The organism is Proteus sp. G2626 (genome assembly GCF_009915985.1).
In the GTDB taxonomy this organism is placed as follows: Bacteria; Pseudomonadota; Gammaproteobacteria; order Enterobacterales; family Enterobacteriaceae; genus Proteus; species Proteus vulgaris.
This window is the reverse complement of record NZ_JAABNH010000025.1, coordinates 199,729-224,436: the sequence shown is the minus strand read 5'-3', so window position 1 is coordinate 224,436 and position 24,708 is coordinate 199,729. Positions and strand designations below refer to the sequence as shown.

The following is a 24,708-nucleotide window of genomic DNA, read 5'->3' as shown; positions in this document are numbered from 1 at the left end:
TCTTAACACAGACTGTTTTTCAACATTTCCTTTTAATTTTCAGTATCTTGTTTTCCATTAATGCAAGCGAAGTAATGTATCAGCAAGATTAATCATATATTTGTGAAATTCTTTTCATTCATACCTATTTTATCACCAGCACATAACACGATTGCTTTACATGTTGGATCGAAAGCAAAAATGCCCTTATTGGCTTTCCGGCATGTTGTACTCTTAACTCTTTCATATTTGCTTACATGTCATTTTTTAATGACTGATTTTGTGTATCAAACCAAGGATCGAAAATATACGTTGCCTCAATATTCCACATCACAACACTCTTATAGCTTAAAGGCTATAAATGAAATGTAACTTTTAATCTATAAATACAATAAAAAAACGCCAAAGAAAGTTACCCTTCTTTGGCGTTTTATTGAATGATATTTTACTTCAACATTGAGTTAAAGCTATCGTTCTTATTTTGCAGGACGAACTGCGATAACTTCAATTTCTACACGCCATGCTGGATTGGCCAGTTTAGCGATTTGGAAAGTCGAACGAGCTGGCAATTGATCAGTTTTCGACGCATCAAAATACTTAGAATAACCGTCCATAAATCCTTTAAAATCCATCTCGCCCTTAGTTTCTTCACCGCCCACTAAGAAGACTTGCATTTTCACAACGTCTTTCATCTCTAAACCAAGCTCATTTAAGTGAGTTTTGATTTGTTCTAATACACTGATAGTTTGTTCTTCAGTGTTACCATAAGACGCTAATACGCCTTCTGGTGCATCTGCTGACTTCTTAGCGGGTACTTTACCACTTAAAAATACGAGGTTATTAGCTGCGCTCACTTCAACAGATTCAGAAATAGGCATACCGTTTAATTTATGGTGCACAACACCCTCCGCGTTCGCGCTTGCTACACCAAAAATAAAAGGTAGGGCAACAAGTAAACTTTTATAGCGCATGAAAACTCCTTAACATGTTTAATTGACAGTAAAACAAGGGGTTATTTACTTCTTAAAGCGATCCATACTAAATGGTGTTGGATCAATAACAGGTTTCTTACCTGTAACGATATCAGCAGTTAATTCACCTGCTGCAGGGCCTTCGGTCATCCCCCATACGGTTGCGGTATTAATAACCAGACCCGGGTACTCTTTGACTTCAGAAATAATAGGTAATTCGTCAAATGTTGGACTAACGACTGCACCCCAACGTTCAACAACTTGTGATTTTTCAAAGACTGGGAACTCAGCTTTCATTCTTTGGAATACCGCATCTAAGTGCTCAGTATTTTGTGTTGCCGTTGCAATGCGATATTGTTCGAACGGTGTTTTTTCATCTAATTTCCAAGATGTTGCCATCTTGAATGAATTAAATAAGTCTTCACCGATAGAGAATTCTAATGGCAATTCACCACCCCCTAATAGGTGCATGAACTTCGGCCCTAACAAGAAGCTATCTTTCACAATAGAACTTGTGAAAATACGTGGCGCGACAGCATAAGTACCATCAGCTTGCTCACGGAAGTGAATTCCGTTTGGTAAATGTACGTTACCACGAGGGGCGCCCGGCACACCTGATACACGTTGTTGTGATAAGTAAACATTCAGCGTTGGAATATCAATGCCCATGTTACCCATAAATAAACGTGACCAAATACCACCAGCAAGCACAACGTGAGATGTTTTAATTGCACCTTTTTCTGTTACAACATCAGAAATTTTACCACCTGCTGTTTCGATGCCTCTTACTGCACAGTTGGTATAGATTTTTACGCCGATTTGTTTAGCATAACGCGCTAATGCTGGTGTGCCTGTTTCTGGATCAACAGAGCCTGAATCTTCTTCAAAAGCAGCAACAGTCCATGGTGTTTGGGCTCCAACAAGGCGGTTTGATAACTCGTCACCTTTAATAATGCGAGTATTCAATGGTGTGTCAAATCCTGCAGATTCTTTTGCTGTTTTGATCCACGCTTGTGCTTTATCAAACGCTTTTTCATCAGCAAGTGCTTCTACACGACCTTGTGTACGATAACTGGTATCAGCACCAATTTTCTCGTTCATTCCACGCCATAAGATTTTCCCGTAATGGTGTAATGGGAAAATTTCTGGTGATGTTTGATAACTAATAATTTGGCTGTATGCACGGCCTGATTGCTCACCCGCAATCTCGCCTTTTTCTAAAATGGTAACACTCATACCACGTTCTGCAAGGTTGATAGCCGTCATGATACCTTGAATACCGCCACCAATAATCACGGCATCAGACTCTTTAGGCAGAGCACCCTCTGTACCTTCGACAAACGATGCTCTAGATTTAGCTTCAACGAATTTACCATCACGGCGAACCATTGGAACTAATGCGGCACCACCGGCTAAAACACCCGCAGCACCAACACCTAAAAGCAGCTTTCTCCTTGAAATTTTCATCTTCTACCTCAGTAATGGATTTACCATTTATATTTATAATGTTATTCATTTATTGCTTTAAAACTGAATATTACCATAGTTCATTATATTGTTAATAAATATAATTATTTGTTAATCATTTACTTCAGCAATAATATCCATGAATACAATATGGTTACTTTAATCGTTTTTTTTCATAAAAAACGGCCACTTAGAGATAGTTATTTTTTGATATAATTGATATTACTTAATGATAAATAAGGATATTATAATAAATAATATGATTACAGATGAAAAATATAATTGTTTATTTTATTAACATTTTGATACAAATCCGCATGTCGTCTTGTAAATAATTGTTTACAAAACCAGCAAAACACACCGCACAATTACACAAAATAAAAAATTGATATTGTCTATGTAATGACCTTCTTTTTCACAAAGTAAGTAATTTTACTTAATAACTGGTTTATTGGTCAGTACACAGACGAATATGCTTTTTGAAAATAAATAGAAAAGAGTGTGTTTGAGTTGGAAACGAAACGAGGATAGGTGCAAATTTTTCAATAAAAAAAGCCAGAGGGTTAACTCTAGCTTTTCATGTAATAATAAAAGTAAGCTGTATTAACGGCTTATCTCATCGTAACAAATTCTTCCGCAGCTGTTGGATGAATGGCCACCGTATCATCAAAGTCTTTTTTCGTTGCACCCATTTTCAGTGCAACCGCAAAACCTTGTAGCATTTCATCCATACCAAAACCAATACCGTGAATACCAACAATTTTTTCATCGGCCCCCACACAAACAAGTTTCATACGACAAGGCTGACGATGACGTGTCACTGCGCTATACATTGCAGTAAATGAAGATTTGTAGACTTTGACCTGATCAGCACCGTATTGCTCAACCGCTTGAGGCTCAGTTAAACCAACAGTGCCAATCGCAGGATGGCTAAAGACAACCGTAGGAATATTCGAATAATCTAGGTGCTCATTCGGTTTATTGTTAAATAAACGCTCTGATAGGCGACGGCCTGCAGCAACCGCAACCGGGGTTAATTCAACCGCACCGGTGTTATCGCCTACCGCATAAATTCCTTTAATATTGGTATTTTGGAATTTATCAACTTTGATATAGCCTTTTTCGTCTAATTCAACACCCGTTGCTGCCAGATTGAGGTTATCCGTTGCAGGCTCACGGCCAATTGCCCAAATTAAAGTATCGACAGTTTGTTCTGTACCATTTTCCAATTGTAGCGTTAAACTGCCATCTGCATTTTTGATAACCGCTTTAGGAATAGCCTGTGTATGTAGCTTAGGCCCTTCACTCTCCATTACTTCTAATAATGTTTCAACGATTAATGGGTCGAAATTACGCAGTGGAGCATGTTTACGTACAAATAGATGCGTTTCGCTCCCTAAGGCATTTAGCACACCTGCCAGTTCTACGGCAATATACCCCGCACCAACAACTGCAACGCGTTTTGGTAACGTCTTTAATTCAAAGAAGCCATCTGAATTAATACCATATTCAGCACCTGGAATAGCAGGCTGAACAGGACGTCCTCCTGTTGCAATCAGAATATTATCAGCCGTGATTTTTTCACCATTGACTTCGATGGTATGAGCATCAACAAAACGAGCAAAACCTTGGATAACATCAACTTTATTATTACCTAAGACACGGTCATAAGATTGGTGAATACGGTCAATATAAGCAGAACGGCTGCTGATAAGGGTATCCCAATCAAAACGGTTAACCGTCGTTTCAAAACCATAATCTGGGCCATATTGATGAATAGCTTCGGCAATTTGTGCTGCATGCCACATCACTTTTTTAGGTACACAACCCACGTTAACACAAGTGCCACCTAATGCTTTCGCTTCAATTAATGCGCATTTCTGACCATACATTGCTGCTCTATTAATTGATGCAATACCGCCACTACCGCCACCAATGGCGATATAATCGTAATGTTTGCTCGTCATTTCTCTGATCCATTTATCTGTAGAAAAATAGGTAACTCACAGGCTAAATCTTTCACGTCATAAAGTCTATTATGACTAAATTTAACACATCGCTCGTCAGATTTTAGCTTTTACAGTGATAGGCAAAAACAATAATAAAAAGACTTATTCAGGTACAACCCATTCAACCAATGTATGACCAATACCTTCAGGAACTAAGGCTTTATGTAACCAAGGTAATATTGATTTCATTTGTGACTCTAGCTTCCAAGGCGGATTAATCACAATCATGCCTGATGCGGTCATACCTAATTGATCACTATCGGGTTTTACTGCTAACTCAATTTGTAAGATTTTACGAATGCCTGTTGCTTCAAGCTCTTTTAGCATACGTTTAATTTGCTGGCGATGAACCACGGGATACCAAATTGCATATGTACCCGTTGCAAAGCGTTTATGACCTTCCACAACACCTTTCACTACAGCGGAATAATCTTGTTTAAGCTCATAAGGAGGATCAATTAATGCGAATCCACGACGACTTGCTGGTGGTAATTTAGATTTCAATTGACCAAAGCCATCTTCACGAAAAACACGAACGCGTGGATCACGAGAAAACTCGGTACGTAATAGAGGAAAATCCGTTGGATGTAATTCAGTTAACACCAGAGAATCTTGTTCTCTTAAGAGTTTTCCAGCTAATAAAGGAGAACCAGGGTAATAACGTAGTTCACCATTTGAGTTTAATTCTCCAACTGCTTCAAGGTAAGGTAAAATAAGCTCCGGCACCTCATCTTGTTGCCATAAGCGAGCAATCCCTTCTAGATATTCGCCGGTGCGAGTCGCATGAGCATTGGTTAATTGATAACGTCCAGCGCCAGCATGAGTATCAAGATAAAGAAATGGTTTTTCTTTATCTTTTAAAGACTCAATGATGAGTGTTTGAACAATATGTTTTAAAACATCGGCGTGGTTGCCAGCATGAAAACTATGGCGATAGCTCAGCATTCTTTATCTTCCGTTAGAAATAAGTATAGCTTAGTAGTGAATTTACTCTGAAAGCTTGATTAAGCTCAGTGTATCAGAAAAAGCCGAACTTCTTCATTGAAAGCGAAAGAAACGTTGTGTCTCAGTGTTCAGTCGCTATGATAAGTCCATATTTCACTTAAGTTTAAATAGGATTGAAAGATGAAAAAATTACTTTTTACTGCCGTAGCCTTAAGCTTACTAACAAGTCACGCTTACGCAGACAGATTAACCAATGGTTGTGAGATAAAAAAACAAAATATCCAAAAACAGATGGAATACGCAAAAGCACATGGTAATCAATACCGTATACAAGGCTTAGAACGAGCATTACAAAATGTTGAACGCTATTGCACACCAGAAAAAGTAGTTGAAAACACGCGCCTTGAATTACGTGAAAAACAACTGGACATTAAAGAGCGTGAGCTCGAATTAAAAGAAGCACAACTTAAAGGTGATCCGGATAAAATCGCCAAACAAGAAAGAAAACTGGCAGAAGAAAAAGCGGAATTAAAAGCTATTGAAGATGAATTAAATCTACTGACAAAATAATTATCACCATAAATTAATGCCTACTCCTTATTTATCTGTGAAATACAGAATAAAACAATAAGTGAGTAGCCATTTCTTATTAAACCAAGGTTATCACATTTTAATAGTGCATCATCTACACTTAAACCAGAACAAGCAATTACATCATCTAAATCAGAGGCTAATTATAATAAGCATAAGGTATGTAATAGAAATTAAGCTATGCTATTTTTGAGTAGAAACTAAAGTAGTGTCACTAATTTATTAAAAATGGACTGATCTAATTAAAGAGGATATATGTCAGAAGAGCAGCAACAAAAAACAGCAAATGAAAAAACTCAACTGACTCAGCCACTCAAAAAGGGGCTGGAAAAAGGGCTCGATGGAGGAAAAAAAGCCATCGGTATTGGGATAAAAATCAGTAATTTTGTAACCCGTATTCCTTTTATTGCGCACCTTATTCGTGCAGCAGAACGCTTCACTGATAGGATGGGAAACCAGTTTGGTGCGGCAATCACTTATTTTTCATTTTTATCATTAATTCCTGTATTAATGCTTTCCTTTGCCTGTGCGGGTTTTATTTTAGCCTCAAATCCTGATTTACTCGCTAAATTAATTACCGGTGTAGCAAATAGTATCGACGATCCAACATTGGCAGCAACCGTTCAACAAAGTATTGATACCGCTGTTCGTCAACGTACAACCGTCGGTTTAACCGGTTTAGCTATTGCTCTTTATTCTGGTGTTAATTGGGTCGGTAACTTGCGTCAGGCCATTTTGGCACAATCACGCCCCGTTTGGGAAAGAAATAAAGAAGAGCAAGAAAAAATCTATTTCCGCTATTTCCGTGATTTCTTAGCACTTATTGGCTTACTTTTCGCATTAATTGTAACTATTACGCTGACTTCAGTAGCAGGCTCCGCTCAAAGAATGATTGTTCATACATTGGGGTTAGATGGTATTGAGTGGTTAACGCCTGCATGGACGACCATTGGCTTGACGATCTCCATTACTGCAAATTATTTACTATTCTTATGGATATTGTGGATCTTACCTCGCCATCAACCTAAGCGAATCTCTCTGATCAAAGGTACGCTTATCGCCGCCATCGGTTTTGAAATTTTGAAATCAGTAATGACATGGATGTTACCAAGAATTGCCAGTTCACCTTCAGGTGCCGCATTCGGTTCAGTAATAGGCTTAATGGCTTTCTTCTACTTTTTTGCCCGATTAACCCTCTTTTGTGCAGCATGGATCGCTACCGATGGCCCAAATATGCGCAAAGAACAGTTGGCTGAAACGCAATCAACATCTTAAATTTATGATAAAACAACATGGTTAATTCCCTACATTAACCACCTATTAATAACGTCATAAGGAAAAACAATGCCATACGTTAATATTAAAATTACACGCGAAGGTGCAACCGCAGAGCAAAAAGAGCAACTCATTGCGGGCGCAACACAACTTCTGGTTGATGTGTTAGGTAAAAACCCAGCAACTACCGTTGTCGTCATTGATGAAGTAGAAACAGATAATTGGGGAATAGGCGGTAAAACCGTAACAGAATTACGGGCAACGGCAAAAAATAAATAAAGAATAACTGTGATATTTAAATAAAGGGTGCCAAGTACACCCTTTTTACTGATTATTTTCCTGATAGATAAGGAAGTAACTATGGTTCAATCAATGACTGATGCTTTTCATGCCTTACCCTCAGCGAGTGCTATCTATATTACAGGCGCCGGTGTTCAATACCCTTTTGGTATGGCACATGGATTCTCCGATGAAAGTACTCAGAAGAAATTAACTGTAGATACTCCTTTTCGAATCGCAAGCAATACAAAAACCTTTCTTGCCGCGGCTTTTTTACGCTTATGGGAACAAGATGCGCTGTCTCTTGATGATGATATCACCAAATATCTAAATCCCCGTTATCAACGAACATTATCAGAACTTGGATATGATCTTAACACTATCACATTACGCCATTTATTAAGCCACAGTAGTGGTTTATTTGATCACGCTAATGACGCTTACCTTGTAAAAGTTATTAATAACCCGTCTCATAAATGGACGCGCGAAGAGCAGATAGCGCATTATGCTGAACAAGGTTTTCCTGTTATTCCTGCGGGTAAACGTTTTATTTATTCCGATACTGGCTACATCTTATTAGGCGATATTCTTTCTCAATTTATGAGAAAAAACATGGCTACAGCAGTTCGTGAATTATTGCATTTTCAAGACTTAAACTTACCACAAACGTGGTGGGAGGATTTAGAACCTTCCCCCATCCCCCTAAAAACTCGCGCTAGACAATTTACAGGTGAACATGAAGGCACTTATATTGACGCCTCCATGGATACTTTTGGAGGGGGTGGATTAGTGATGACAACACTTGAGTTAGCTAAATTTACAGCTGATCTTTTTGAAGATAGGGTTTACTCACATCCATCAACTTTAAAAGAGATGAAATGGCAAGGTTCACATACAGGTGCTGCAAATTACCGCTTAGGATTGATGGCTGAAGAAACTAGCCTAGGTACACTTTATTATCACCTAGGTTACTGGGGCTCTGTTGCTTATTATTTACCTGAAAAACAGATTGCTATTGCAGGATTTACAACTCAAAGAAATACTCGTGAAGATTTAATCGCTATTATTAAAGAAGCATTTAAACGTCTTTAATAATAAACAATAAAAAGCCAAAAATGTTATGAATACACTTTTGGCTTTTTATTTTATGACTCATATATATTCAATACTCGCCTATTCTTGTTTTATCACTCTTTCTTTGCTGTCGGTTCCACAGTTATATTTTGCGTAACAGCTGGAGTCGGCGCATTCGCCGTTTCTGGATGAACTTGCTTTTCAAATTGAATACGCAATTCACCTAAATTTACAGTAGGTGTTTCACCACTTTGTGTTAATACAAAAGTAATATCTTCAGATAATACTCTAGATAGCTCCTGATTTAATGTCTCTTTGGTTAAACCCGCTAAAAACGCTTGGCGTAAACGTTGATATTGTTCTGGAGGAATATCAATAATATTACTTTGTTGTGATAACAAACGCTGATTAATTAAAAGAGCCGTACTGGTTTTTGCATAACGAGCAAACAGCTGTGTTAGTTGAAGTTGCTTCTCTTGTTGGAGTTCTTGATACAACTCATCACTAATCCCTTGATTACGCAAACGGCCCAGTTCTTCCCCCACCCATGATGCTAATGCTGGGATATTCGCTGTCGCAGTATCGATATTTAAAGAACAACTTGCGCGCTGATATTGTACTCGACAATCAATGTTAATTTGTGTGCTGTCATTTTCTTTACGTTGTTCAAGGCTACGACCTAAATGCACAAAAATCACTTCGCGAGCTAAGTCGCTTAACCAATATTTATTTAACGTATCAGAGTCTTTTACTGGCGACCAATCTAAATCCCAAATTAACGAAATTTGGTCTTTAGCCCGCATTGATTCTTGTACATATAACGTTTCAGGCTTCATATCTGCAAGCATCGGCACAGGGACAGGAGTGACTCGCTTACCAGATAGAGATGAAAATGCCTGATTAATACTTTCGGTTAATACTCGATTATCAACATTACCTGCAATATAAAGCGTCATCATATCAGGGGTATACCAACGCTGTTGATAATCCGACAATTCTTTCGTATTCACAGATTGATTAACAGGTTTACCTGGATTATGGCCTTTTAGGTTAGAACCTTCAAGGCGTGAGCGCCAGATAGGATCTTCAATATTAAGCGGAAATGTCGCAACAGGAAGTGGTGACTGAATCGCATTACGAACTGCATTTTCAGTATATTGTGCGGGTTTAGTAATACCGGCTAGTAATGCAAAAGCATCTTTTAATAGTTCAGGTTGGTTATTTGGTAGACTTAAATTATAAACCGTAAAATCGTATGAAACGATCATTGGAGGTAACGGGTAATCTGGATCTAATGCATTTTTCCATAAATTATCACGTTTTTCAGGTGTAAGGCCTGTATTTTCCAATACATTGAGTTTAGACACCAAGGATGAAAAACCCGTTTCACTGCTTTTCTCTGATAAAGAACCAGTATTCACTAATAAGCGAATTTGTATTCTATCATTAGGGCGTTGCGGTGTTTGTAAAATTTGCCACTGAAAACCATTTGCTAGTCGCCCTTCTTGCCAAGCGGGATCAGGCTGTAAAGCTTCAGCTTGAACTTGACAAACAACAGCGCCAAACATAACGCTTCCCAATAAAATTCGTGTCATTACACCCTGCATGTGAACCTCTGTTTTATTAATCCTTGGTATTAAACCACTTATGAGGTTTAACAATAAGCGCCAAAAGACATGTGAGATGTTTAATGTCTATTTTTTGTATTATCATTCTTTGTCACCACAGAAACATGAAATGAAATCACTATAGTGATTAGACTCATTATGGCGTAAGAAGGTTCAGACCTTCGGCAATTTTCGATCAGATTTTTGATGATTATATCCTTTAACCAGCAAACCAATCTCATCATCACGATGTGATTCTGGGCAAGATAAAGCTGAAACCTGGCTATCTTTATTAAGAGTAACGGCGATTTGGCGTAAAGGTTTCACCACAATACGATTGATACACCAACTAATAGCAACTGTCAGAATAAGCCCCATCAACAGATATGTTGTTAACATTAATGCGACAGTATTGCTGGCAAAACGATAAAAGCGGTTTGTGTCAGCTTGTAAAATAAGATAGCCAGTATAGGATTTATCATCCGTTGACGTAATGCCTAATGGTTGCAATGGCACAACGGTTTCAACAGGAATGCCAAAAAGCCAACTTGAGAAATCAGAAACTTCCTTTTTGGGTGCAAAATCTAAGCTCATCACTTGAATATTTTCAGGTTGCATGACAATCGCTTTACCGAGAATACCAGTGGCTTTTAACCCAATTATCTGTTTTTTGGCATCATTTAAATCTGATCGTAACAATGCATCAGCGAGTGGCTGTTGGATACTGACACCCGCATTAAAAAGCTGATTTTGATAATCTTCACGACGTTGATCTATCAAATAAATAAGTTGAATACTGATAAAAATAGCAATAGTCACCAACGTAACGCCCGCAACTGCAGCCATCTGTTTTATTGTTAATGAATGTTTAAGATGAGGTTTCATCATTGCTATTTCCAATATACATACTTGAACAGAGTGATTATACTGTATTTTTTAGGTTATGTATCACCCTCAATAAAGAAAATAGCGCGATAAAAACGCCCTATCCATTAAAATGAAAGTAGATAAATATATAATTATTATTATTTGAGTATAGTTGTAAGATAAAAATAGTAAAATGAAAATAGAAGTTCAATTTCACTTTTTAAGTCATAATATTGATATTCTATATTGATGAATAATATAATTCACTAAAAAATATGATACTCTCTAAAATTTAAATCTATAAAAATCTTATTAAGATGTTACAAAACAAAATAAAGTGATGACGTTTTATAATAGGAAGTGTTTTTTATTTTTAATATCAATAGTGTTTTAAAATTTTATATAAAAATAAAATTTAATATTTATTAAATCATAATCAGATTATTCAATCAAAATTAGTTAAATATTATTAATAAAACAGAAGCGCAATATAATATATATATTGCGCCGTTTAATTAGTTACTCTCTTTGTTATTTAAAACACCATATTATCTTGCTCAACAGCGAAGCAAGCAATAAGTTGACCATTATAATCTTTTAAAGTGGGCTGTAATTGACTACATGGACCAAACGCACGACGGCAACGCGCGGCAAAAGCACACCCTATTGGTGGATTTAACGGACTTGGCAATTCCCCTGTGAGTTTGATACGTTCACGTCTTAATTCAGGTGTTAATCTTGGTGTTGCTGATAGTAAGGCTTGTGTATAAGGATGTTGAGGATTTTCAAAAATTTGTGTCTTCGTTCCTTTTTCTACACAACGGCCTAAATACATCACAATCACTTCATCCGCAATATGCTCAACAACGGAAAGATCATGGGAAATAAAGACGTAAGAAAGCCCCATATCCTGTTGAAGATCCATCATTAAATTCAGTACTTGAGCACGCACGGAAACATCGAGAGCTGAAACCGGTTCATCCGCCACCACAATGTCGGGCTCAAGCATTAAACCACGTGCAATAGCAATACGCTGACGTTGACCACCAGAAAACATGTGAGGGTATCGGCTATAATGCTCTGTTTTTAAGCCTACTTTTGCCATCATTGATAATACTTTTTCTTTGCGCTCAGAAGCATTAAGTGTTGTATTGATCAATAGAGGCTCTTCTAAAATTTGTCCGACTTTTTTACGAGGATTTAATGATCCATAAGGATTTTGAAATACAATTTGGATCTTTTGGCGACGTAATTTCTCTGCGGATTTATCTTTAATTAACAGATCTTGCCCACGATAAGAAAGCGCTCCCGAAGTCGGGATTTCAATCATGGTTAATAATCGACCTAACGTCGATTTTCCACATCCTGATTCACCGACAACCGCCAAGGTTTTACCACGTTCTAACTCAAATGAAACACCATCAAGCGCCTTCACCGTTTTCTCTTTTGAAAACAGTCCACCTTTAACACTGTAATATTTGGCTAAATTGACCGCCTTTAATAAGGGCGTCGTGACATTGGGATTAACTTCAGCCATGAGTAGGTCTCCCTGTATTATCTAACGGTGTATGGCATTTCACGCGGTGGTTCCCCAATTCTTTTAGGGCTGGTTCAGTTTTATAGCATTCATCATGAGCATAAGGACAACGGGGATTAAGTAAGCATCCCGTTGGCCTATCATAACGACCAGGCACAACACCCGGCAGTGATGCTAATCGCGCTTTATTATTCGCAAACTCTGGAAGTGCTCTTAATAATGCCTGCGTGTAAGGATGGCGAGGCGATTTGAAAATTTCAGACGCTTTCCCTGATTCCACCACTTGTCCCGCATACATCACAATAATGGTGTCAGCAGCTTCAGCGACTAACGCTAAATCATGCGTAATAAGCACCAGTGCCATATTTTCTTGCTTTTGCAAATCAAGTAGAAGCTCAATGATCTGTGCCTGAATAGTGACATCCAGTGCCGTTGTGGGTTCATCTGCAATCAATAATTTAGGGCGACAAGCAATCGCCATTGCAATCATCACTCGCTGGCTCATACCGCCAGAAAGTTGATGCGGGTATACATCTAAACGAGAAGCGGGATCTGGGATCCCCACCAGCGTTAAAAGGTCAATAGCGCGTTGCTTACGAGTTTTACGGCTTCCACCTTGATGGACTTTTAATGCTTCCATGATTTGATAGCCGACAGTAAAACAGGGGTTTAAACTGGTCATCGGATCTTGGAAAATCATCGCAACATCTGCACCTACAAGGTTTCGACGCTCTGATTCAGAAATTTTCATAAGATCTCGTCCATCAAAATAAAGCTCTTGCGCCGTCACTCGACCTGGAAAATCAATCAGCCCCATAATAGCCAGTGAGCTCACCGATTTACCTGAACCAGACTCTCCAACAATGCCAACAACTTGCCCTTCTTCAACCTGATAGCTAATTCTGTCTACCGCTTTAAACGGAGTATCTTCATCACCGAAGTGAACAGATAATTGATTAATATTTAATAGTGCCATCTTTTTACTCCGTTACTGCTTTAATTTCGGATCAAGCGCATCTCGTAAACCGTCACCCATTAAGTTAAAGGCAAGTACAGTAAACAAAATAGCAAGACCAGGGAACGTCACAACCCACCATGCACTTTGCGTAAACTGCAACACGTCAGATAACATAGTTCCCCACTCAGGAGTTGGTGGCTGAGCGCCCATACCTAAAAAGCCCAATGCTGCCATATCTAAAATTGCATTAGAAAAGCCTAAAGACGCTTGAACAATTAAAGGTGCAAGACAGTTAGGTAAGATATTAATAAACATTTGACGCATTGAACCCGCACCTGCGACGCGAGAAGCAATGACATAGTCACGATTTACTTCAATTAAAACAGCGGCACGTGTTAATCGAACGTAATGAGGTAAAGCAACAAAAGTCAGTGCAATAGACGCATTGACGATTGAAGGTCCAAAGATGGCCACTAGCACTAATGCCAGTAATAAACTTGGTAATGCCAGCATAATATCGACCACTCGCATAATGCCGATATCAACAAGTCCACCAAAATAACCAGCAGCCAATCCTAGAATAATCCCTAAGATCAGTGATAGCACCACCACGATACAGCCAACTAATAATGAAAGGCGAGCACCAAACATCAAGCGAGAAAGAATATCTCGGCCAACATCATCGGTTCCTAAAATAAATTGCCAACTACCTCCCTCTTGCCAAACAGGAGGTGCTAATAAGAAATCACGAAATTGCTCATTCGGTGCGTGAGGTGCAAGGAAGCCCGCAAATAACGCAATCAGCAACATAATTACAATATAAATCAACCCAACAACTGCGCCCTTATTTTGTTTAAAATAGTGCCTAAACTCTTGGAACGGTGTCATAGGTGCCGGTGCATTGATGACCGGTATAACTTTATTTTCAGTCATTATGCATTCCTTATTTTTTATGGCGAATACGCGGATCCACAATGCCATAAAGAACATCAACCAACAGATTGACAAAGATAATCATCGTTGCAATTAAAAGCACACCACCTTGAACAACGGGGTAGTCTCGTCGTTGTAAGGCATCAATTAGCCAGCGACCTAAACCTGGCCATGAGAAAATAGTCTCCGTTAAAATAGCACCAGCTAACATCGTACCGACTTGTAATCCAATAACAGTAACAACAGGCAACATCGCGTTACGCAATGCATGAATAAGAATGACACGAGCACGACTTAAACCTTTTGCTCTTGCCGTTCGAATATAATCTTCACCTAATACTTCAAGCATGGATGAGCGAGTCATACGCACAATAACCGCTAAAGGAATGGTTCCTAATACAATGGCAGGTAAAATAATATGATGGACTGCATCAATGAAATCGCCTTCTTCTCCCCAAATAAAAGTATCAATGAGCATAAAGCCAGTTAATGGATTGCTATCATCTAAAAAGACACTATCAGCAAGTCGCCCTGATACGGGCGTTAAATCTAATTTCACAGACACCAGCATAATAAGCATAATTCCCCACCAGAAAATTGGCATGGAATAGCCTGCTAGTGACACACTAATAGCGGTATGATCAAAAATAGAACCGCGTTTAACCGCCGCTAGAACCCCCACAGGGATGCCGACAGCAATTGCAAAAATCATGGCACAAACGCCAAGTTCTAGTGTCGCTTTAAAACGAGGTAAAAATTCATCCCAAACAGGGATACGGCTTTTTAATGAAATGCCCAAATCACCATGGAAAATTCCATTAAGGTAATTGAGATATTGTTGCCATAAAGGTTTATCTAACCCTAATTCTGCCATTAAATAAGCATGGCGCTCTGGAGATAATCCACGCTCACCCGCCATAATCATGACCGGATCACCCGGAATAAGATGCACGAAAATAAACGTAAGTAATGTAATTCCGATAAACGTAGGGATCACAAGTCCCAAACGTTGAAGGATAAATTGCAGCATATCCTATATTCTCTTTTCAAACATCAGCTAAAAGACAGCGCTGATAAATCAGGGGAAAGTCCCCTGCGCCCACAGTGTACTGAATGTATTCTTTATTATGGAATAGCGGTGCCTTTCTCAAAGAAAGACACCGTACTAAAGTAAGGTATTACTGTTATTTCAGAGAGACATTCTCGAAGTGATGTTTGCCTAATGGATCAACCACATAGTTCTCCACTTTTTTACTCACTGGTTCATAAACAGTTGAGTGAGCAATGATCAATGCTGGGGCTTGATCATGCATAACAACTTGAGCTTGCTTATAGAGTTCAACTCGTTTGTCGTGATCAGCGGTGATCCGCGCTGGCTGGATCAGATCTTCAAAAGGTTTGTAACACCATTTTGAATAGTTCGACCCTTGTTCTTTTGCCGCACAGCTAAAGAGTGTAGCAAAAAAGTTATCTGGATCCCCATTATCACCTGTCCATCCCATCATAACAGCTTGATGTTCACCGGATTTAGCACGTTTGAGATACTCACCCCACTCATAACTCACAATCTTGGTTTTAACACCAATTTTTTCCCAATCCGCCTGTACCATTTCAGCCATACGACGTGCATTTGGATTATAAGGGCGTTGTACTGGCATTGCCCATAAATCGATGGTAAAGCCATCTGCCAAACCAGCTTCTTTTAACAGTGCTTTCGCTTTTTCAGGGTTATATTCATAATCAACGATCTCATCGTTATAACCCCACATAGTTGGTGGTATAAGGTTTTTGGCTTTTTGACCAGCTCCTTGATAAACAGCCTCAATAATGGCGTCTTTATTCACTGCCATGCTTAACGCTTGACGAACTTTTTGGTTATCCAGTGGCTTTTTCTCAACATTAAATGAGATATAACCTACGTTTAAGCCTGGCTGTTCTAACAGATTGATATCGCTATTTTGTTTCATCTTCGCGATATCGGCAGGATTAGGATAAGGCATTGCCTGACATTCACCTTTTTGCAATTTAGCGTAACGCACAGAAGCATCAGGTGTAATAGAGAAGACTAAACGATCAATATCTGGTTTTTTACCCCAATATTGGTCATTGGCTTTATAAAGAATACGAGAATCTTTTTGGTATTGCAGTAATTGGAAAGCACCTGTTCCGATAGGATCTAAGTCGACTTTTTCAGGTGTTCCTGCTTTCATCATATTATCGGCATATTCCGCAGATAATATAGATGCAAAGTCCATCGCCATATCAGCAATAAAAGGCGCTTCTGAACGTGTTAAAACGAAACGAACGGTATGATCATCAACTTTCTCGATTTTCTCGATCATATTGTTCATATCCATGCCAGTAAAGTATTCATAACTGCCACCTGACACTTTATGGTAAGGATGTTTTGGATCCATTTGACGCATAAAAGTATACATTACGTCATCGGCATTAAATTCACGAGTTGGCTTAAAGGTTTTACTACTGTGCCAATTTACACCTTTACGTAAATGGAAGGTATATACCTTACCATCATCACTCACATCCCAACTTTCAGCGAGCCCTGGAATGATTTCCGTTGTACCCAGTTTAAATTCGACTAAGCGGTCATAAATAGGCACTGAACTTGCGTCATAAGTCGTTCCCGAGGTAAATAACTGAGGGTTAAATCCTTCAGGCGAACCTTCGGAGCAATATACTAATGTTTTTGCCTGCACTCCCGCAGAAACAGCTAATGCAAGTAGCCCGATTGTGGCGGTTAAAATTCCTGTCTGTTTTTTGGAGCTTTTCATCATTACTCTCCGACATTGTTCTGTTGTGTTTTGGTTTCCTGTTTAAAAACGGAATACCTTTTTATTTTGTCATTGTTCAATTAACCAACTGTATCCCCTTACGTCAATAAGGGTCTACGCAGTAAAAAGAACCCGTTATAAACACAAATGAAACAAATATCGAACAAACTCAGAATAAAAAAATAAGTCTCTGGCTAATATCTAGTCAATAAAACTACGTATTAAGAAATCCTTAAGTGAAATGACTGTTTTAAAAAAAGCGGTAATTTGTGATTAACCGCTTAAATATTGAACGAATATTTTGAAATGAAACAAAGAATTTGGTGCTTTATTCTGTTATAGAAGAAAAATCACCGTACGATTAGAGGGGCCTGACTTTGATACAAATAAAATCATTAGAGTAAAACAACCAAAATACCGAACTTAACAAATCACTAAACTAAACAGGACCATTAAATTCAGTGTGTTATTAATAGTTTTGATCCTTTAATAGTAGAAAATTCATATTTTTTGAGGATTATCAGAAGTTCCATTGCCCATAAAAAGAGAATTGAGCTGATGATCTAGGCTTCTCATTAAGAATAAATAAAAGTATTCCTCCAATAAGCCTAATAACTGAACGACTTTATCATCGTTGCCAAATCAAAAGCACAATTCATCAAATAATTATCTTTATTATGGAAAATATTTCCACGAATTTCTGTTTTTGAGCTTAATAAAAAAACGGAGTACCCGACGCGATATAAAATAAGCCAAAGAGGATGCCAATATGGCGAAAAAAGAAAGGCGAAGATCTGATACATCGAAATGTATCAACCTAATTTCTAGGGACTAGAACGACAAAACCCCGCTTTAAAAGCGGGGTTTCTTAATATGGTCGGCGAGAGAGGATTCGAACCTCCGACCCACTGGTCCCAAACCAGTTGCGCTACCAGGCTGCGCTACTCGCCGAAAACGAGGTGCATCTTACTGCCAGAAACCCACTGCGTCAATACTTTTTTAGTATCTCCTGACTGTTCGTATGGTTTTCAACCAAAACGATTGATTTTTAACTTTTTATCATAAAAACGATGTGTATTTTAAAGTTATTGTAACAAGCCTATTTCCCTTTCTTCGCTTTACTATGGTTTTCTTTACTCTATAGAGACAAAATGAAAAAAAATAACAAATTTATTCTCAATTATTATCGTCTAATTAATGTACTTTTTATATAATTGCCTTACGTCAAATAAGGTAGGTAGTTTAGAGAATGAAACAATGTTGGTGGGGTGTTGTATTACTTTTATTGTCGACTGCACTTCCAGCTCAAGCATCCACGACTCATGCTTGTCGAGTGTACTTTAAAGAGGCTGATAAATTTATTCAGTACATCTCTCAAAGAGAAGATCTGAAGCACAATATGCCGGAGATTAAAGGAAATTTTGAGCAAAGCAAAAAACGGATAATGGCAGCATCTCTGACAGAACAAAAAGCAATATGTGAAAAGGAAATGCAAGAGCTCAATAGCTTAAATAAAATGTTTGGTCCTAAAGAAGAAACCGTACTAAATAAATAATAAAGTAAACAAATAATGACTAAATATAATTACTTATTTAGTATTTAGTCATTAATTTGATATTAATTCTTGTTTTCATGATTATTATTTGCAGTGGTGCTTTCCAATCTTTTTATTCGTTCTTTAGGCGAATTATCACTTTTATCATCATCTTGAGTATAATAATCATAAGGTAATAATAAAGTATCTAATACTGCACTAAAAGGGAGATCAAGAATAACCAATGGTTTCATTGCCCATCCTGTTTCGTTGTCTTTTAACATTGTCATATTATTTTTTGTTCCCGAATAAAGTTCTTTATTCGGGCCTGCATGAGTCATTACACTTGAACACCCTGTCAGTAATGTCACCAATAATACGAGTAATGTTAAATTTTTACTTGTCGTTCTGAATGTCATAGGGCACCTATAAAACGAGATCTGTAGTCAACGCTTTTTATCATATAGTTAAACCTGTTTTCTCTTATAGAACAAGAGAAAGATAATATAAAACAGCTTAATTTTCTAATCACTAAATAAGTTTAGTAAAAAGACTCATTTTTTCTAATTAGAATAAACATAATAATATTATTAATTATTATGTTTCTCTGATATTAAAATTCAACCCTCATTATTTAAATAAATACTTTAACTCTATATTTGTCTTTTTTATTTTTTTGATCTCTATATATGTTAAATCTGTGCGATAAGACACAGCGGCTTTCATTGTTCTTTGCCAAAATAGGTTTATCGTTTTAGCTCAAATTTTCTCATTTCTATTTTTTTAGGTACAGGATCTTTTTTATGAGTGATATTGCACTAACAATGGTGATGTTGTCATTAGCAGGCGCTCTAGGTCTTTGGATTGGCAATATCAAAATCTATCGAGTCAGTTTAGGGATAGGCGGTGTTCTTTTTGGTGGGATTATTATTGGTCATTTTGCTCAGCACTATAATTTTTCGCTTAACGCACAAACACTTCATTTTATTCAAGAATTTGGGCTTATTCTTTTTGTTTACACGATTGGTATCCAAGTCGGTCCTGGCTTTTTCTCTTCACTACGCGTTTCAGGCTTAAAACTAAACGCATTTGCGATTTTAATTATTCTTCTCGGCTCAATAATAACAGCCTCTATTTATCGTTTGTTTGATGTTCCTTTGCCTATTATTTTGGGTATTTTTTCTGGTGCGGTCACTAATACCCCCTCTTTGGGCGCAGGGCAACAAATACTGACAGATTTGCAAGTTGACCCGACCTCTGTAGGACAAATGGGAATGGGTTATGCAATGGCTTACCCTATGGGGATTTGTGGCATTTTACTCGTTATGTGGCTTCTTCGTGTCTTCTTTAAAATCAATATTGATGAAGAAGCAAAAGCCTTTAGTAATCAACAAAATAGTACTAAAGATACACTACATACCATTAATATTGCTATTAAAAATCCCAATTTAGATGGCCTATTAATGCAAGACATTCCTTTACTCAATGAAGATGCCCTCGTCTGCTCACGTTTAAAACGAGGAGACAACATTATGGTACCTATGCCATCAACAATTATTCAATTAGGGGACTTACTGCATATTGTTGGTTCAAAAGAAGATCTCAATAAAGTACGTCTTATATTAGGGGAAGAGGTCGATGCGTCACTTTCAACGTCAACAAATTTACTGCAATCTGTGCGGATCGTTGTCACTAACGATTCAGTATTAAGCAAGCGTTTAAAAGATCTTGATCTTAAAAGAAAATACGATGTCGTAGTCACTCGATTAAATCGTGCAGGTATCGAACTTATACCAAGTCATAACAGTATGTTACAGTTCGGGGATATTCTTAATGTTGTTGGTCGCCCCGAATCTATTGAAGCGATTACTGTCTTGTTAGGTAATGCTCGCCAAAAATTAGAACAAGTTCAAATGCTACCCGTTTTTATTGGTATTGGATTAGGGGTTTTACTTGGCTCTATTCCTATTTTTATTCCCGGTATTCCTGTGGCACTTAAATTGGGATTAGCTGGTGGTCCGCTTGTTGTTGCCTTAATTTTAGGGCGTATTGGGACATTTGGTAAGCTCTATTGGTTTATGCCCCCAAGCGCAAACTTAGCATTGAGAGAATTGGGCATTGTCATGTTTCTTGCTGTGGTAGGACTAAACTCTGGCGGTGAATTTGTCGAAACCTTAATTTATGGTCAAGGACTGAGTTGGATTGGCTATGGTATTCTTATTACGCTATTACCGTTATTGATTGTAGGTGTCATCGCCAGAGTCTTCTTTAAACTTAATTATTTAAGTCTTTGTGGTATGTTAGCAGGCTCAATGACTGATCCTCCTGCATTGGCCTTTGCAAACTCAATTCACAGCTCAAGTGGGGCTGCGGCTCTTTCTTATGCCACCGTTTATCCTTTAGCGATGTTTTTACGCATAATAACACCACAATTAATGGCACTTATAATCTGGACTTTGTAGCAAAAATAATAAATATATTAATCAGTTGAACTAAATATGTTACTAAAATCCACATTTTGCTTAGCAGAGGGATAATTAAGGCTATGAATGGCTCTTATTTAAGCCATAGATTTTATAAATGTCTGTTTTAATAGTTCTCGTGCTAAGAAATTTAGATTGAGACGGATTGCTAACGTTTTAGTAATCAATTTCTTTCCGTCAAACTTATGCTCAAAAGTCCTCGTTATTGTCTTTGCCCCTTCTTCTCGCTGAAGGGGCATTTTTATTAGATATTCACTGGCTGATAGATGTTCTCGATTTCTTCAGCCAGAATTTTTATTCCTTTCTCTATCAATTCAGGCTCAGGCACGTAATTCATACGCATACATTGATGAGCATGCTCCCATGAATCCTCTAACCCCGGGAAAAAGTAATGCCCAGGCACCATTAACACACCACGTTTTTTCAAACGACGATAAAGCTCTTCACAAGAAACAGGCAAATCTTTAAACCAAAGCCACAAAAAGATAGCACCTTCAGGTTTATGAATGAGACAACGATCCTCAGGTAGATAACGACGGATAATATCAATCGTTTCCAGTACACGCTGATGATAGAAAGGCCCAATTACCTCTTGAGATAATCGCATTAAATCATCACGTTTTAGCATTTCTAATGCCATTGCAGGACCAATGCCACCAGGTGCAAGACTAATAATGCCATTCACATTTGTGATAGCCGAAATTAGCTCTTCATTAGCAATGATAATGCCACAACGTGTGCCAGGTAAGCCTAACTTAGACAAGCTCATACAAAGAATAGTGTTGTCATTCCAACGAGGTGTGGCTTGGGTAAAAATAATACCCGGAAAAGGAACGCCATAAGCATTATCTATAATCAGAGGAATATTATGTCGCTTGGATAAAGCCTCTAGCTTCTCCACTTCGTCATCAGTAATAACATTCCCCGTTGGATTTGTTGGCCTTGAAACACAAATAGCCGCAATATCATCTCTGATCTCAAGATGAGCGAAATCAACATGGTATTTGAATTGGCCATTAGGTAACATTTCTATAGTTGGCTTATTTGCAACAAACAGATCTTCTTCTAATCCTGAATCTGCGTAACCAATATATTCAGGGGCAATTGGAAAAAGAATTTTACGTTTTTTCCCCTCTTTGGTTGTGCCACCTAATAAATTGAACAAATAGAAAAAAGCACTTTGACTACCATTGGTTAATGCAATATTTTTTGCTGATATATTCCAACCCAGTTTCTCTTTTAAACATGCCGCCAACGCTTGTAACGTCGCATCTTTGCCTTGCGGGCCATCATAGTTACAAACGGCATCACTTAACGTGCCATTTTCTGTCATCTCTTTAAGTAACTGGCGAAAATAGTTATCCATTTCAGGAATATGAGCTGGATTTCCTCCCCCTAACATCACAGCACCGGGTGTACGGATCCCTTCATTTAAATCTTGCATCAAGCGAGCAATGCCTGAATGCTGAGCAAACTTTTGCCCAAATTGTGATAGTTGAGTCATCTTTGCAGGTATCTTCTATGTTGCTTTCTCGTTAAGAAATACCATACCGCGAGCTTTAATCTGCATCAATAGTTATAATAGAAATGATAAAATAGGAATATTAATACAGATTTAAATATTGAAATATAAAACCAATAACTTCTTAAGTTAAAGATAACTCAACCCACATTTTACTTTTTATTGGTGTTTTCACTCTCTTCTTGACGACAAAAACAAGAGAGAATATGGTCATTTACCATACCTACGGCTTGCATAAAAGCGTAACAAGTGGTTGTACCAACAAATTTAAAACCTTTTTTCTTTAACGTTTTTGCCATCTTATCTGAGATTTCAGTGGATGCAGGTACTTGAGATATATCATCCCACTGATTAACAATTGGTTTATTATCAACAAATTGCCAAATAAACTGACTAAAATCTTCACCTTGTTCTTCCATTGTCATAAAAATACGCGCGTTATTAATAATGGCGTTAATTTTTCCTCGATGGCGAATAATCGCGGGATCTTGTAATAGCGCGTCAACATCGTTCTCAGTCATTTTGGCAATTTTTTCAGGTGAAAAGCCCAAAAAACAGTGGCGATAACCTGCTCTTTTTTTGAGTACAGTATACCAAGACAACCCAGCTTGTTGACCTTCAAGGCAAATCATTTCAAAAAGCTTGTATTTATCTCGTTCAGGTTTCCCCCACTCATCGTCATGATATGCTAAATAATCAGGATCATGGGTTACCCAGTCGCAACGCTGTTTGCTCATTCTCTCATTCCTTGTTATCAATAACTTTCAATAGCACCACTTATATACTGTATAAATATACATGTAAATAGATGAAAAAAAATTCAATCTATTTCTTTGAGCATAGTCATAAAGTCAATTAGAGGATTATTTTTTTGATCGAGGGAAAATTGCCCGCATTCCTTGCTGTATATCTTTCGTCTAGAAGGTATACTGAAACCTTTCTTTTTATTCTATGTATCGCCATGCGGATATAACATGCAAAAGTTTGATACCAAAACCTTTCAAGGTCTTATCCTGACACTACAGGATTACTGGGCTCGCCAGGGCTGTACCATTGTCCAACCATTAGATATGGAAGTGGGTGCAGGTACATCACACCCAATGACTTGTTTACGAGCATTAGGGCCAGAACCTATTGCGGCGGCTTATGTACAACCTTCACGTCGCCCAACTGACGGACGCTACGGTGAAAACCCTAACCGTTTACAGCACTATTACCAATTCCAAGTTATCATTAAGCCATCACCTGATAACATTCAAGAACTGTATCTTGGCTCATTAAGAGAGTTAGGTTTAGACCCAACAATCCATGATATTCGTTTTGTGGAAGATAACTGGGAAAACCCAACATTAGGTGCTTGGGGCTTAGGCTGGGAAGTTTGGCTCAACGGCATGGAAGTGACGCAATTTACCTACTTCCAACAAGTGGGTGGATTAGAGTGTAAACCGGTTACGGGCGAAATTACTTACGGCTTAGAGCGTCTTGCCATGTATATTCAAGGCGTAGACAGCGTCTATGATTTAGTTTGGTGTGATGGCCCATTAGGTAAAACCACTTACGGCGATATCTATCATCAAAATGAAGTTGAGCAATCAACCTATAACTTTGAATATGCTGATGTCGACTTCTTATTCTCTTGCTTTGAACAATATGAAAAAGAAGCTCGCGAGTTGTTAGAGTTAGAAAAACCTCTGCCTTTACCTGCCTATGAACGTATCTTAAAAGCAGGACACACCTTTAATCTATTGGATGCACGTAAAGCGATTTCAGTGACAGAACGTCAACGTTATATTTTACGTATCCGTACTTTAACCAAAGCAGTTGCTGAAGCATATTATGCTTCTCGCGAAGCGCTTGGTTTCCCTATGTGTAAAAAGTAAGAGGC

Annotated in this window: 21 protein-coding genes, 1 tRNA gene and 1 pseudogene; 7 read left to right on the top strand and 16 right to left on the bottom strand. The window is 38.0% G+C overall.

The genetic code is table 11. From position 1 onward, the window contains the following. Positions 1 to 57: 57 nt before the first annotated feature. From GWJ05_RS18585 to GWJ05_RS10820, 5 genes and pseudogenes are all read right to left on the bottom strand, one after another. Positions 58 to 310, bottom strand: a pseudogene (locus GWJ05_RS18585) (type II toxin-antitoxin system RelE/ParE family toxin). Positions 311 to 455: 145 nt separating this feature from the next. After that, positions 456 to 950: a RidA family protein gene (locus tag GWJ05_RS10835; protein WP_036933888.1), complete on the bottom strand. Its 495-nt coding sequence runs from the start codon at positions 948 to 950 to the stop codon at positions 456 to 458. 45 nt (positions 951 to 995) lie between these two features. Continuing rightward, the gene (locus tag GWJ05_RS10830; RefSeq protein WP_036933886.1) at positions 996 to 2,417 is read right to left on the bottom strand and encodes an NAD(P)/FAD-dependent oxidoreductase; all 1,422 of its coding nucleotides are present in this window, start codon (positions 2,415 to 2,417) and stop codon (positions 996 to 998) included. A gap of 611 nt (positions 2,418 to 3,028) precedes the next feature. Then, positions 3,029 to 4,384: a glutathione-disulfide reductase gene (gorA, locus tag GWJ05_RS10825; protein WP_036933883.1), complete on the bottom strand. Its 1,356-nt coding sequence runs from the start codon at positions 4,382 to 4,384 to the stop codon at positions 3,029 to 3,031. Positions 4,385 to 4,528: 144 nt separating this feature from the next. Next, a complete protein-coding gene (locus GWJ05_RS10820) occupies positions 4,529 to 5,371 on the bottom strand; it encodes a 23S rRNA (adenine(2030)-N(6))-methyltransferase RlmJ (protein WP_087803693.1) in 843 nt (280 codons plus the stop codon). 180 nt (positions 5,372 to 5,551) lie between these two features. On the opposite strand from GWJ05_RS10820, the gene GWJ05_RS10815 reads away from it, so the two are divergent. The 4 genes from GWJ05_RS10815 (at position 5,552) to GWJ05_RS10800 (ending at position 8,608) form a co-directional block, all read left to right on the top strand. Continuing rightward, positions 5,552 to 5,941, top strand: coding sequence for a DUF1090 domain-containing protein (locus tag GWJ05_RS10815; RefSeq protein ID WP_115370604.1), 390 nt, complete (start codon positions 5,552 to 5,554; stop codon positions 5,939 to 5,941). A gap of 276 nt (positions 5,942 to 6,217) precedes the next feature. Further along, complete coding sequence (gene yhjD / locus GWJ05_RS10810; protein WP_036933876.1) at positions 6,218 to 7,237, top strand: inner membrane protein YhjD; 1,020 nt, start codon at positions 6,218 to 6,220, stop codon at positions 7,235 to 7,237. A gap of 69 nt (positions 7,238 to 7,306) precedes the next feature. Beyond that, positions 7,307 to 7,516 carry a 2-hydroxymuconate tautomerase family protein gene (locus tag GWJ05_RS10805; RefSeq protein WP_036933873.1) on the top strand — a complete coding sequence of 70 codons (210 nt, stop codon included), beginning with the start codon at positions 7,307 to 7,309 and terminating at the stop codon, positions 7,514 to 7,516. Positions 7,517 to 7,597: 81 nt separating this feature from the next. Then, positions 7,598 to 8,608 (top strand): serine hydrolase domain-containing protein, encoded by a 1,011-nt coding sequence (locus GWJ05_RS10800; RefSeq protein WP_052038422.1) that lies wholly within the window; start codon positions 7,598 to 7,600, stop codon positions 8,606 to 8,608. Between the two features lie 95 nt (positions 8,609 to 8,703). On the opposite strand, the gene GWJ05_RS10795 is transcribed toward GWJ05_RS10800, so the two are convergent. The 8 genes from GWJ05_RS10795 to GWJ05_RS10760 all read right to left on the bottom strand — a co-directional run bounded on the left by GWJ05_RS10795 (position 8,704) and on the right by GWJ05_RS10760 (position 18,235). Next, positions 8,704 to 10,197: an insulinase family protein gene (locus tag GWJ05_RS10795; protein WP_036933871.1), complete on the bottom strand. Its 1,494-nt coding sequence runs from the start codon at positions 10,195 to 10,197 to the stop codon at positions 8,704 to 8,706. A 174-nt stretch (positions 10,198 to 10,371) separates the two neighbouring features. Next, positions 10,372 to 11,082 carry a HAMP domain-containing protein gene (locus GWJ05_RS10790; RefSeq protein ID WP_036938745.1) on the bottom strand — a complete coding sequence of 237 codons (711 nt, stop codon included), beginning with the start codon at positions 11,080 to 11,082 and terminating at the stop codon, positions 10,372 to 10,374. 517 nt (positions 11,083 to 11,599) lie between these two features. Then, entirely contained in the window at positions 11,600 to 12,601 is a 1,002-nt protein-coding gene (dppF, locus tag GWJ05_RS10785) for a dipeptide ABC transporter ATP-binding subunit DppF (protein ID WP_036933868.1), read from the bottom strand. Next, the gene (gene dppD / locus GWJ05_RS10780; RefSeq protein ID WP_036933866.1) at positions 12,594 to 13,577 is read right to left on the bottom strand and encodes a dipeptide ABC transporter ATP-binding protein; all 984 of its coding nucleotides are present in this window, start codon (positions 13,575 to 13,577) and stop codon (positions 12,594 to 12,596) included. The genes dppF and dppD overlap by 8 nt, the downstream gene beginning before the upstream one ends. A 12-nt stretch (positions 13,578 to 13,589) precedes the next feature. Continuing rightward, positions 13,590 to 14,492, bottom strand: coding sequence for a dipeptide ABC transporter permease DppC (dppC, locus tag GWJ05_RS10775; protein ID WP_036933864.1), 903 nt, complete (start codon positions 14,490 to 14,492; stop codon positions 13,590 to 13,592). Positions 14,493 to 14,502: 10 nt separating this feature from the next. Beyond that, positions 14,503 to 15,522, bottom strand: coding sequence for a dipeptide ABC transporter permease DppB (dppB, locus tag GWJ05_RS10770; protein WP_036933861.1), 1,020 nt, complete (start codon positions 15,520 to 15,522; stop codon positions 14,503 to 14,505). 154 nt (positions 15,523 to 15,676) lie between these two features. Then, positions 15,677 to 17,284 carry a dipeptide ABC transporter periplasmic-binding protein DppA gene (dppA, locus tag GWJ05_RS10765; protein ID WP_036933859.1) on the bottom strand — a complete coding sequence of 536 codons (1,608 nt, stop codon included), beginning with the start codon at positions 17,282 to 17,284 and terminating at the stop codon, positions 15,677 to 15,679. 874 nt (positions 17,285 to 18,158) lie between these two features. After that, positions 18,159 to 18,235: transfer RNA gene (locus tag GWJ05_RS10760), tRNA-Pro, on the bottom strand. Positions 18,236 to 18,533: 298 nt separating this feature from the next. On the opposite strand from GWJ05_RS10760, the gene GWJ05_RS10755 reads away from it, so the two are divergent. Next, complete coding sequence (locus GWJ05_RS10755; protein WP_036933856.1) at positions 18,534 to 18,839, top strand: DUF5339 family protein; 306 nt, start codon at positions 18,534 to 18,536, stop codon at positions 18,837 to 18,839. Between the two features lie 62 nt (positions 18,840 to 18,901). Here GWJ05_RS10755 and GWJ05_RS10750 read toward each other — a convergent pair whose 3' ends face one another. Continuing rightward, positions 18,902 to 19,237, bottom strand: coding sequence for a YceK/YidQ family lipoprotein (locus tag GWJ05_RS10750; RefSeq protein ID WP_036933854.1), 336 nt, complete (start codon positions 19,235 to 19,237; stop codon positions 18,902 to 18,904). 384 nt (positions 19,238 to 19,621) lie between these two features. Here GWJ05_RS10750 and GWJ05_RS10745 point away from each other — a divergent pair, with 384 nt between their 5' ends. Next, on the top strand, positions 19,622 to 21,280 hold the full coding sequence (locus GWJ05_RS10745) for a putative transporter (protein WP_036933853.1): 1,659 nt from the start codon (positions 19,622 to 19,624) through the stop codon (positions 21,278 to 21,280). A gap of 265 nt (positions 21,281 to 21,545) precedes the next feature. Here GWJ05_RS10745 and GWJ05_RS10740 read toward each other — a convergent pair whose 3' ends face one another. Next, positions 21,546 to 22,805, bottom strand: coding sequence for a valine--pyruvate transaminase (locus tag GWJ05_RS10740; RefSeq protein ID WP_036933851.1), 1,260 nt, complete (start codon positions 22,803 to 22,805; stop codon positions 21,546 to 21,548). Between the two features lie 170 nt (positions 22,806 to 22,975). Beyond that, a complete protein-coding gene (locus tag GWJ05_RS10735; RefSeq protein ID WP_036933849.1) occupies positions 22,976 to 23,560 on the bottom strand; it encodes a DNA-3-methyladenine glycosylase I in 585 nt (194 codons plus the stop codon). 237 nt (positions 23,561 to 23,797) lie between these two features. On the opposite strand from GWJ05_RS10735, the gene glyQ reads away from it, so the two are divergent. After that, positions 23,798 to 24,703 carry a glycine--tRNA ligase subunit alpha gene (gene glyQ / locus GWJ05_RS10730; RefSeq protein ID WP_004246832.1) on the top strand — a complete coding sequence of 302 codons (906 nt, stop codon included), beginning with the start codon at positions 23,798 to 23,800 and terminating at the stop codon, positions 24,701 to 24,703. Positions 24,704 to 24,708: the final 5 nt, after the last annotated feature.